General features: G+C 72.4%; 8 protein-coding genes. 2 read left to right on the top strand and 6 right to left on the bottom strand.

Annotation, left to right across the window (positions count from 1 at the left end; all coding sequences use genetic code 11):
* Window positions 1–415 (top strand): hemerythrin domain-containing protein (locus ABZ885_RS15615; protein ID WP_360187960.1); only part of this gene is annotated, 415 nt, incomplete at its 5' end.
* A 149-nt stretch (window positions 416–564) separates the two neighbouring features.
* Here the strand turns inward: ABZ885_RS15615 and ABZ885_RS15610 are convergent.
* The 6 genes from ABZ885_RS15610 to ABZ885_RS15585 all read right to left on the bottom strand — a co-directional run bounded on the left by ABZ885_RS15610 (window position 565) and on the right by ABZ885_RS15585 (window position 10245).
* Window positions 565–1074 (bottom strand): hypothetical protein, encoded by a 510-nt coding sequence (locus ABZ885_RS15610; RefSeq protein WP_360187958.1) that lies wholly within the window; start codon window positions 1072–1074, stop codon window positions 565–567.
* A gap of 225 nt (window positions 1075–1299) precedes the next feature.
* On the bottom strand, window positions 1300–1422 hold the full coding sequence (locus ABZ885_RS15605) for a hypothetical protein (protein ID WP_360187956.1): 123 nt from the start codon (window positions 1420–1422) through the stop codon (window positions 1300–1302).
* Between the two features lie 128 nt (window positions 1423–1550).
* Window positions 1551–1724 carry a CsbD family protein gene (locus ABZ885_RS15600; protein WP_360187955.1) on the bottom strand — a complete coding sequence of 58 codons (174 nt, stop codon included), beginning with the start codon at window positions 1722–1724 and terminating at the stop codon, window positions 1551–1553.
* 100 nt (window positions 1725–1824) lie between these two features.
* Window positions 1825–2160: a gas vesicle protein K gene (locus ABZ885_RS15595; RefSeq protein ID WP_360187954.1), complete on the bottom strand. Its 336-nt coding sequence runs from the start codon at window positions 2158–2160 to the stop codon at window positions 1825–1827.
* A gap of 63 nt (window positions 2161–2223) precedes the next feature.
* The gene (locus ABZ885_RS15590; RefSeq protein ID WP_360187953.1) at window positions 2224–6177 is read right to left on the bottom strand and encodes a beta-N-acetylglucosaminidase domain-containing protein; all 3954 of its coding nucleotides are present in this window, start codon (window positions 6175–6177) and stop codon (window positions 2224–2226) included.
* A 195-nt stretch (window positions 6178–6372) separates the two neighbouring features.
* Window positions 6373–10245 (bottom strand): ricin-type beta-trefoil lectin domain protein, encoded by a 3873-nt coding sequence (locus ABZ885_RS15585; RefSeq protein ID WP_360187951.1) that lies wholly within the window; start codon window positions 10243–10245, stop codon window positions 6373–6375.
* Between ABZ885_RS15585 and ABZ885_RS15580 the strand changes: the two genes are divergently transcribed.
* Window positions 10244–10534 carry a hypothetical protein gene (locus ABZ885_RS15580; RefSeq protein ID WP_360187949.1) on the top strand — a complete coding sequence of 97 codons (291 nt, stop codon included), beginning with the start codon at window positions 10244–10246 and terminating at the stop codon, window positions 10532–10534. The genes ABZ885_RS15585 and ABZ885_RS15580 overlap by 2 nt on opposite strands.
* Window positions 10535–10709 lie beyond the last annotated feature (175 nt).

The following is a 10709-nucleotide window of genomic DNA, read 5'->3' as shown; positions in this document are numbered from 1 at the left end:
GGTGGCCGAGGAGGCGCACCTGTACCCGCTGGCCCGCCGGTGCCTCCCGGCCGGTGACGCGCTCGCGCTGGCGGCCGGCCGCACCCACGCGGCGATCCGCCGGCTGCTCGACCGGGCGGACGACGACCGCCTGTCCGCCACCGAGCGCCGCCGGGCCACGGCCGCCGTGGTCATCGTGCTCCGCGCCCACCTGCGTGGCGAGGAGGAGCAGTTGTTCCCCGCCCTCCGTGCCCGGGGCGCGCCGGAGGAGCTGCGACGGTGCGACCGCCGCATGGGCGAGGCCCGGTCGAGGCAGTCGGGTTCGCAGACCCCGGGCGCGGAGGTCTGGGGTCTTCCGCCCGGAGCCGGGGCGATCGCCGCCCTCCGGGGCCACGTCACCGGGCACAACGCGTCCGGGCACCGCCACTCCCCCTGACGCCCGGAGTTCTGCGATCCGAGAGTGTGCGAACCGGCTCTCGGTGGCTGTGCCCGGACCGCGGGGTGGTGGTGAGCCATGCCCCAGGACATCCCGCAGGACAGGGCAGGGCAAGACAGGCCGGCCGAAGCCCCGCGAAGCCGAACGGACTAGTGTTCCCGCTCGCCGCACTCGGCGGACCGGAGCACGGATCCGGCGCTGAGCGGAAGGTGGTCAACGCGTACGCAGGCGTCGCCGTGTACACCCGTCGGCTGGTACTCGACCGTGGCCGTGCACAGAACGCCGCTCTGCTGAACCTCCCCGCGGACCACAGTGCCGGGGAAACGTCCGGCCAGCGTGCCGAAGACGAGCAGCTGGTCGGCATCCCTGAGGGCCTCGGTCACCTCGAAACGCCAGTGCTCGTCGGCCTCCTGAAGCAGTCGACGGCCCGGCTTCCCGAGCGACTCGAGAAAAGGTCGGCGGGTGCGGATCAGATCGGCCACCGCACAGCACAGCGGTGTGCCGTCGACGCGGTTGAATCCGGCGAAGGGGTCCGAAGTCAGGAACTCGTCGAGCAGGCCGAGGGCGGAGTAGCGGGCCAAGGGGAAGGCGTCCGGCTGCTCGGCGATCTCCAGCAGGAACGGGGCTGCTGTGACCGCTGCCGGGAAGACGGCGGCCATGTGCCCGTTCAGAACGGTGTTCTCCAGCTGGGATACGGCGTTGGCAACCTGGACCTGATTGCGGGCGGTGGCCAGCTCCTGCAGCGGTACCCCCGGGTTTCATAGCTGCATGCCATGGGGAAAGCGCTCAACAGCCCACGAGGGGACCCGAAGTACCGGTGTGGGGATCGCGGCCCAGTCCACCGCCGCTATCCGTTCAGTCAACATCACCTGATCTTCGCACGTTCAGTGTGAATCGACGGCTTCGGCCCTGGCGCGCAGTGCGCCGTCGATGCCGTGCAGGAAGTGTCCGAGGTCGTCGGGGTTGCGGGAGGTGACCAACCGCCAGTCGTTGGCGTCGTCCGTCACCAGTGGCTCGTCCGTCCACGTGGCGCCGGCATTGGCGAGGTCGGTGCGGTGCCTGCCTCCGCAACGAGCCGCCTCCCGGCCCGTGACGGTGGGCCGGGAGGCGGGCCTCCCTTGTTTCGCGGGAGTGGTCAGTGTTTGAGGGCGTCCTTGGCCTTCTGGCCGGCCTGGAGCGCGTCGCCCTTGACCTGTTCGGCCTTGCCCTTCATCCTCAGGCTCTCGTTGCCGACGGCCTTGCCGGTGGTTTCCTTGGCCTTGCCCTTCACGGTTTCCGCGGTGTGTTCGATCTTCTTGCCCACACCCATGTCGTCCTCCTCGTTGAGGGTCGGTTCTCCCTTGCCGCGTCTGCCCCGCTTTGCGCGTTCTATGCGCGGGTGGGCGATGGCTACCGCCGACGCCGGTGCGTCAGTCGGACGACAGCAGCGGGCCGAGCGGGCCGAGGTCGATGTTGAGGTCGTCGAGGGTGAGGCCGAACCGTTCGCGCAGCTCGGTCATGCGGTCCTCGAGCGCCATCAGGGTCAGGCCGATCCGCTCGATCTGGTCGTCGCTGAGGTCGCCCTGGTCGATGCGCCGCAGGGCCTGGCGTTCCATCAGCTGCCTGATCAGTTCCACGACGGCCAGGACCAGGGACGCCAGGTCACGCCCGACCGTCTCCGGGTCCAGGGTGACCCTGCGCCCCGACGCGGGGTCCGGCCGGGACGGCCCGGCCCCGGCTGTCCGGTCGCGCGGCGGGCCGTTCACGGCAGGGTCCCGTCCGGGTCGGCGAGCCCGCCGTCTGGCGGCGGACCCACAGGCCGGCTGCGGCTACGGCTTCGTGGGCGTCGCGGGAGGGGCGGTGGCCGGCGGCGCCGCCGGGGCGGCCGGCTGGCCGGGCTGCCCGGCGGGCGGTGCGGCCGGGGTGGCCGGAGCGGCCGGGGTGACGGCGTACAGCTCGATGCCCCAGAGCGAGTAGCCGTACTTGGTGGCCCGGGCCACGCCCTGCACCCGCAGGTACTTCGCCCCCGGCGCGTCGAAGCGCACCGTCTCGTTGCCGCCCTTGCCGTCGTCCACCGTCGCCACCGTGGTCCAGCCGACGCCGTCCGCCGAGGTCTGCACCTTGTACGCGGAGGCGTAGGCGGTCTGCCAGTGCAGCACCGCCGACCCCAGGTGGGCGGCCTGCGGCAGCTCCAGCTGCACCCAGGCGTCGTCCTTCGCCGGCGAGGACCAGCGGGTCTTCGGGTCGCCGTCCGCCACCGCCGACGCGGGGAAGGACGAGGTCTCGTCGGCCGAGGAGCGCGCCTGCGAGGTGGCGGCCAGGTCCGGCCCGCCGGTCGGCGGCACCACGTGCACCTGGAGCACCTGCCGGACGGTGGTCGAGCCGGCCACGAACAGCACCGGCACCTGGTACGTCCCGGACGGGGTCTCCGGCGTGGCGCTGACCTGCAGCGGAACGCCCACCCGGCCGCCGCGCGGCACGGTCACCCCGGACACCGGGGCCACGGTCAGGCCCTTGGCGACGGCCGGCACCTCGGTGCGCAGGTCGCCGGTCACGCCCTCCGGCCGGCCCGCCTCGACCATCGCGCGGGCCTGCACCGGCGCGGCCGCGCCGGTCACCACGTCCAGCCGCGCGTCGGCCAGGCTCAGCCGGGCCGCCGGGACGTCCGCGTACCAGGGGATCACCTGGTTGACCACCGGCGGCTCCCCGCCCGGCTTCCAGGTCAGCCGGAACGCGTCCGCGGTCTGGCCGCCGGCCGGCAGCTCGTTGTAGCCCGGCTGGACGGTGCCGATGTCCGCCCAGGTGCCGTCCGCCCGCCGCAGTGCCACGGTGGCCGAGGCCCGCACGTTCGGGTCGGTGAGGACGGTCAGCCGGTCCAGCGGGCGGGCCGCGCCCAGCTCGACGGTCAGCGGCTCGTCGCCGGCCTTCGGCACGGTGGCCGCCCGGTAGGCGGTGTCCGGGTTGCCGTCCAGCACGGCCGCGGCCGAGGCGCCGGGCAGGGCGGCCGGGCCGCCGGTCACGCTGGCCGGGGCGTCGTCCGGCGCCGTCACCGAGAACTCCCGCACCGCCACGGCCGTCTTCTGCGCCGTGGTGGCCCGCAGCCGCACCGACCGGACGACGGTGCCGGCCGGCAGCTGGGCGGTGATGTTCTTCTGGTTCTTCACCACGGACAGCTGCTTCCAGCCGCCCTCGCCGGTGGAGTACTCCAGCACGCCGTCGCGGATGTAGTCGTCCAGCGCGCTCCCGCCGTCCGGACCGCTGCCCCAGGAGCCCATCAGCACGGTCACGCTGCCGACCGGGCGGCCGCCGCCGAGGTCCAGGCCGACCGAGTCGCCGGGCTGCGGGGGCCCCGAGCTCCAGTAGAAGGTGTCCGCCACGCCGTCGGCCATCAGCGCCGGCAGGTGGTCGTGCGCGGTGCCGAGGGTGCTCGTCGCGGTGATCCCGCCGCCGGTCACGCCGGCCCAGTTGTCGGCGGCCCGGACGGCACGCTCCAGGAACGGGCCGAGCACCCCGGCGCCGACCGTCGCCGGGCTCTGGCCCAGCTGCTCGCGCAGCTTGTTCAGCTCCACCCGGGCCTTCCAGGCGGCCGCGCCGTCGCCGCCGCGCTGCGCCAGCAGCATGTCCAGCGCGGCCTGGCCGGCCAGGCCGTAGTCGCGCAGCGGGGCCAGCCACGGGCCGGCCTCGGCGGCCAGCGCGGCGGTGGCCTGGGTGGCGGCCAGCGTCTGCTGCGCACCCGCCATCGCGGTGAAGGCCTCCCGCAGCGGGGCCGCCGCCTCTATCAGCTTGGTGAGGTCCGGCGCGGCCCCCGCGTTCGGCTCGGCCGTCGCCCAGAACCGGTCCAGCAGCGGCGCCAGATAGCCGGACTCCTGCTTGGACAGCGGCGAGGAGGCGCTGTTGCCGGCCAGCGCGGTGACGGCCGCCAGCGCCGCCCCGGCGGGCGTGCTGGTCGAGCCGGTCGGGCCGGCCAGCGACCGCAGAGCGGCCTGCCAGGACTCCTCCGGCTTGTACCCGGCCGGGTTCCACGCGAAGTCGCCGGCGGTGGCCAGCGCGATCCGGGAGGCGACCGGCTGCTGCATCGCGCCGGTCAGCATGACCGCCGACCTGGTGGCGACCTCCGCGTCCCGCCCGGTGTAGGCGCCGAGGAAGAGCCGGTCCGGGTTGGCGTCGTTGACCGGGTAGTTGTCCATGGTGACCAGCGGCCGCCCGTACAGGCTGCCGGTCTCCGCGGTCTGAGCGCCCGTGATCCGCTCCGGGATCACCCCGACGCCGCTCCACGCCACCTGCACGCCCTGCGGCAGGGCCGCCGCCAGCGCCGTGCGGTACGGCGTGGCGCCCTGCTGGTGGTACTCGGTCGGCACCACGGAGAGCGGGGCCAGGCCCGGGTTCTTCGCGATCAGCCGGTCCTGCACCTTGGCGATCAGCTCGGCCTGCGCCTTGGCGGCGGCGGCCGGACCAGTGCCGTACCTGGACTTGTCGTCGGTGCAGTGCCACTCGTCGTACGAGACGTCCAGGAACTGCAGCTGGAACGCGGTGAAGCCGAGCTTGCGCAGCCCGTCCAGCTTGGCGACCAGCGCGTCCGCGTCCTTGGCCGAGCTGTAGCAGAGCGACTGCCCGGGGTCGATCGCGTACCCGAGCGTCACGTGGTTCTGCCGGGCCCGGGCGGCCAGCGCCTTCAGCTCGGCGGCCTGCGCCTGCGGGTAGCCGTCCCGCCAGCGGGAGAGCCGGTACGGGTCGTCACCCGGGGCGTACAGGTAGAAGTTCTGCTTCGACCGGCCGAGGAAGTCCACCTGGTCCAGCCGCTGCTGCGCGTTCCACGGCGAGCCGTAGAACGCCTCCGCCGTCCCGCGCACCGGTGCGCCCGACGGCCAGTCGCGCAGCGTGATCCCCGGCAGCCCCAGCCCGGCCGCGCCCGGCGCCTGCCCCTGCCCGGCCGGCACCGCCGCCAGCAGCTGGCGCAGCGACTGCGCCGCGTAGAAGGTTCCCGCCGCGTCCGTCCCGGCCAGCACCACCACGCCGTACGTCCCGCCGCCCGGGGCCGGCAGCTGGCCCGCCGACAGGACGTACCCGCCGGCCGGCATCCCGGCCGTGGACGGCGCGGCGCTCTCCTTGCCGCCCGCGGCCACGGTCAGCTCCCGCAGCACCCGGTCGGTGTCGCCGTCCGCGCCCTCGGCGGGCCCGCCGACGTACACCACCAGCGAGCCGGCGACCGGCGTCCCGGCGTCCGCCTGCGGCGTCACCGACGTCGCCCCGGCCACGCCCATCACGTCGCGGACGGCGTCCACCGCCCCGTGGTCCGCCTTCGGCGCCGTCACCAGCGTCACCGCCGCGGGCACCGCGACCGGCTTCCCGGCCACGCTCTGCTCCTGCGGCCGCGGGAACACCTGCGGGTTGGTCATGCTCCCCAGCGGCGTCTGCGCCGCGGTGCTCACCACGTCCGGCCCCGGGCTGTACGCGTACGCCGTACCCGGCCCGCTCACCAGCAGCCCGCCGACCACGGCCGCCGCCGACAGCGTCGCCGCCACCTGCAGCGTCCGCCGGCTCGGCGCCCCCGGCCGCGCGGCCCGCGCACGTTCGGCCCGGACGGACGGCAGCAGCGGCTCCGTCCCCTTCAGGTCCGCGATCAGCCGGTCCGCCGTCCTGGGCGCGAGCTGACGGCACGTCCGCGCCGTCGCCCGCCGCGCCGCCAGGGCCGCCGGGTGCTGCAACACGTCCCGCAGCGCCGGACTCTGCTCCAGCTGCTGCCGCAACCGCCGCCCTGCCGCGACGGACACTCGGGCTTGCACAGGAGCCTCCTCGCCAGGCAATGACCGCAACGCGCCAAAGCCCACCAGTTGGCCCAGCCGGTGTCAACGTCGCCGACGGGTATGACGATTTTGTCCGCTTTGTCACCCGATCGGCCCGGCGCACGCTCCGGGAACCGCCCCGGGCCCGCCCCGCCGGTCGGCGGAACGGGCCCGGGGCTGATCCGACCGCCGATGTCAGGACGTCGGCGGTCCCGGGACCACGGCCGTGCGGAGGGTCGGGACGACCCACTGCTGCGAGGTGCCCCCGTGGCAGTCCCAGAGCTGCAGCCGGTTGCCGTTGACGGCGCTCCAGCCCGGAAGATCCAGGCAGCGACCCGAGTCCGGGTGGTACAGGGCGCCGTTGGCGAGCGGCAGCCACTTCTGCGTGTCGGTGCCGTTGCAGGAGTGGTACTCCACCTTCACCCCGTTATCCCGGCCGGCACCGACCGGCGTCAGACAACCGCCCAGCACCCGGACGGTTCCGTCGTTGCCGAGTGAGAACTGCTGCGAGGAGGAGCCGTGGCAGTCCCACAGCTGGATCGCGGTCCCGTCGGCGGTGCCGAAGCCGTTGTCGTCGGCGCACATCGCCTGGTTGACGGCGGACTGGATGAGCCCGCTGGTGCCGGGTGCCGCCGGGCTGACCGCGAACGGGTAGACGGCGGTGCTGCTGATGCTTCCGTCGAACGACTGGCTGGGGTTCGACTGGTACTTGTACCGGCCCAGCACGAACGGTCCGGAGGGCGGCGGGCCGTGAACGGCCTTGTGGTATCCGGTCGCAGCGAGGACGCCGTCGATGTACAGCGACATCAGTCCGGTGCCCGCGTTGTACGAGGCGGTGAGCCGGGTCCAGACACCCGGCCGGACCGTCGCGCCGGCGTTGGTCGTGCTCGTCCAGTCGTACGACCAGGCGTCGTCGTCGCCGTAGGCGAGCGCGAACGTCCAGGTCCGCCCCGCGTCGCTGTACAGCATGAAGCTGCTGCCGTGGCCGATGTCCTGACTGGCCACCACACCGCCGCCCGGGCCGGACTTGGCCCAGGTGGAGACGGTGAAGCTCTTACGGGTGTCGACCACCGGTCCGGACATGGTGATGACCGAGCCGTCCGCCGGACCGTACCGCGACACCAAGGTGCTACGACCGCCCACGGTGTCCTCGACCCAGCCGACCTGGTCGGCCCTGGCGTTGGCCCTGCCCTGACCGTCGATGACGGTGTCCGTGCCGTCGGGTACGGCCAGCCAGTTCGCGACGGGGTGATTGAGGTTCCCGAGCGCGGTCGGAACGGCGGCCAGGCCGGTCACCGTCGGGCCGCTGCGGTTGTCAGGGGCCTTGGAACCGGCACCGGGCCAGCCGATCAGCTGCTGGTTGGTGTCCACGGCCCAGAGATCGGGAACGCCGTCCCCGGTGATGTCACCGTTCGAGCCGACCTTGGGGTAGAGCGACGGATCCAGGCCCTTGGTGAGCTCTTTGCCCGTCGCCGGGTCGGCGAAAGCCGAAGCATCGAAAGCCTGGCCGCTCTTCCTGAATTCGTAGGCGTGGATCGTGCCGTCGGTCCTGGATCGCGCCCAGAGAGTGGGCAGGTTCGTTCCCATGGTCGGCCCCGGGGTGATCAGGTCATAGGAGTTCCAGCTCGCGTTGTTCTGGGACAGCAGGTACGCGCGGCTCTCCAACCGCTTGGCGCCCGCCGCCCGGACGAGCCAGAGCCGACCGTTCTCGACGAAGAGAAGCGAAGTCCGGGGGAGGCCCATGTGCCCGCTCTCCAGCTTCTCCGCGGAGTCGCCGTTCGGTGAGCCGAAGGCCGCGATCTGGGTGACGGAGGACCAGTTACCGGAGTTGTAGCCGTATGCGGGGCAGTCGATGGACGTCTCGTCGGGCAGCACACAGGCCTTCGGCTTCACGAGGCCCATGGCCGCCTGGCTGTCGAAGCGGCCGGCGATCCCGTCGTTGGCGTAGAGGTAGGCGTTCTCGTCGTCGGGCGCGTGGGCCACCAGATCGTCGAAGTTGCGGTCGCTGAAGGATCCTCGGTGGGTGATCTGAACCGTTCCCCAGTCATTGCCGCCGGGAGCGGTCGCGGTTCGTGCGTTGGCGGCGGCGTACGGGTCCGTTCCGGCCCCGATGAGCCGGAGGTTACCGCCACCGTCGGGCAGGAGAAGGTCCGCCTTGGCGTCCGAGTCGAGGTCACCGAGGATGGGCTCGGGGCCGTCGGGGTTGGTGGGCACGTAGTAGGTGTAGACGACGGGCTGGGACATGTTGCCGGCGTTGTCCTGTGTCTGCAGGTAGAGGAAGTTGGTCCCCCAACGCCACGGCGTGACCTTCAGTTGGAACGAGCCGTCGCCGTTCATCTTGACCACGTTCCCGCCATCGTTGCAGTTCCACCCGGTGGCTGCGGCCTGGACCGGGTCCGTGGTCCAGCGTGCGCAGGCCAGGCCGGAGGAGCGGCCGCCGGTGGCGGGGGCCGGGTCGGTGCCGGTGAGGGTGAACGTGCCCTCCTGCCCCACGAGCTTCGGGTGGCCGCCGAGCGTCCCCGACTCCGGGAAGTCGGTCGACGTGATCCGGGCCGTCGGCGGGGTCCGGTCGATGCGCAGGAAGCACATATCGCTGTTGGCGCTCTGGAGCGTGCCGTCGTCGGAGGCGGCGAACCATCCGTACTCGTGGCCGTCGATCAGCGCACCGACATCGAGGTGGACGCGGCCTGAGCTTCCGGCCCAACCGGTCCCGAAGAACTGAACCGAGCCGCCGTTGTCGTCGTCCCAGAGCTTGACCGTCGTCCAGAGTTGCTGGTTCGTCGGTGACAGGGTGTCGGCACTCAGAACGACGTTCGTGTTGACCCCGACCCAGCCGGGGTTGTCCCACGGATTGACGGTTCCGGGCGTCTGGCAGGCGTTGTACGCGGCATCCCGGGCGAAACCCGGCGTGGGGCTGGTTTCCGGCCTGCTGGCACGGGGCGCTATGTCGTAGGTGACGACGATGTGCGGGTTGTTGGCGAACCGCTGGTGGTAGTACTTGTTGGACTCGTCGTCAGGCGCGAAGGCGAAGGTCCAGCTGTCCCAGCCCACACTCGCCGCCTGGCGCATGACGCCCGTGACATCGAACTCGATGCCCCCGGTGCCGGCCATTGTGGTGGTGGTGATCTTCGTGCACGCGTTCCCGATCGGTCCGGTCCCGCACGGCTGGTTCTTCCAGGTGGTCGATTCGCTGATCGGGTTGGTACTGCCGACGCCCGTCGAGTAGAGGTTCATCGGGGTGGAGGTCGACGGACTGGAGGACCGGACGACGTTGGCGTAGAGCTTCGCGCCGAGGACGGTCGAGTACCAGAACTGGGAATTGATCCCGACGCGGAAGTAGGCGCGTTCGCGCCCCTTCCTGGTGCAGGGGTTCGCACTGTCGACGTAGTCGCAGTAGCCGGCGGCGGGTTTGTCCTGGTCGTATCGGGTGCCGTTGTACTCCGGGCTGTCCGGGTAGGCCTCCTGGACCTGGGCCCACGCCTGGGTCCCGTTGTCGACCGTCGGGTTCCAGCCCGGGTCGATGTACCAGGGGCCGGCGCCCTGGCCGAGCACCGAGGCGTCAGGAACCAGATCGATGCCGGTGCTGCTCGCACTGGTCGCGACGGGAGCGACCCTGGCGAAGGCGCCCGGAGCCTTGGCGGTGGAGCCGGCCGGCTCCGGGGCGCTGTTCACGGGCGCTGCCGCGTCCGCGCTGCCGGCGCTCTTCGGCTGGGCTGCTGCCGTGGCGCCGGTCGGGGTGGTCGTGGAGTCCCACATGGCCGGGGCGGGCGCGGTGAACCTGACCCTGCCGGAGGCGTCGGTGGCCGTCAGGCTGCCAAGGAGATCGGTCTTCACCGTCAGGCCGTCACCGGAGACGTCCAGATGGAAGTTCTTGATCTTCGGGTTGGTGGCGGCCTGAGCAGTTCGGACGATCAGAACCTGTCGCCAGCCGCCGGCCGTGGTGGCACTCAACTGCAGGTCGGTGTCGGGCAGGACGGAGCGGTAGAGGGCACTGTCACCGGTCAGCTCGGGCTTGGGCAGGTCGAACGGTGCCCTGATCGCCAGCTTCTTGCCGTCCGGGGTGGTCATGGTCGTCATCGGACCGTTGCCGCCGCCGGAGAAGGTCAGCGCAGACGGTACGGCCGTCGGCGTGATGCTCCCGTCCATGTTGACGTGCAGCGTCGCGTCGGTGCTGCGCCAGGTGCCGTCGGCATTCCGGACGCGCTCCGCCACCGTGCTGGAGTCCGTGGTGAGCGTTCCCTCGGGATTGGCGGTGGTCAGGCTTCCCGCCGTGGTCAGCGCATCGATGACGACGGGCTTTCCCGAGCTCTTCGCGCGGGCCGAGGCTGCGGCGACGGACGCCGATCGCGCGTCCTGAGCGGGGTTCGGTGGGTGTACGGGCCAGGAGGAGTGGGCAGGCCCGTGGTTCCGGTCGGGGGGAGACGCCGCCGCGGCAGCGGGCGCGACCAGGAGCCCGGCGCTGAGGGAGAGGATTGCGGTGCAGGCGGCCGGGAGGAGCGCCGCCCCGAAAGCACGGCTCATCGGCCTTCGTT

Origin of the sequence: Kitasatospora sp. NPDC047058 (genome assembly GCF_040643935.1) — a bacterium.
Lineage (GTDB): Bacteria > Actinomycetota > Actinomycetes > Streptomycetales > Streptomycetaceae > Kitasatospora.
Note: the sequence above shows the minus strand (reverse complement) of the source record. Positions and strands in the feature narration are given on the sequence as shown.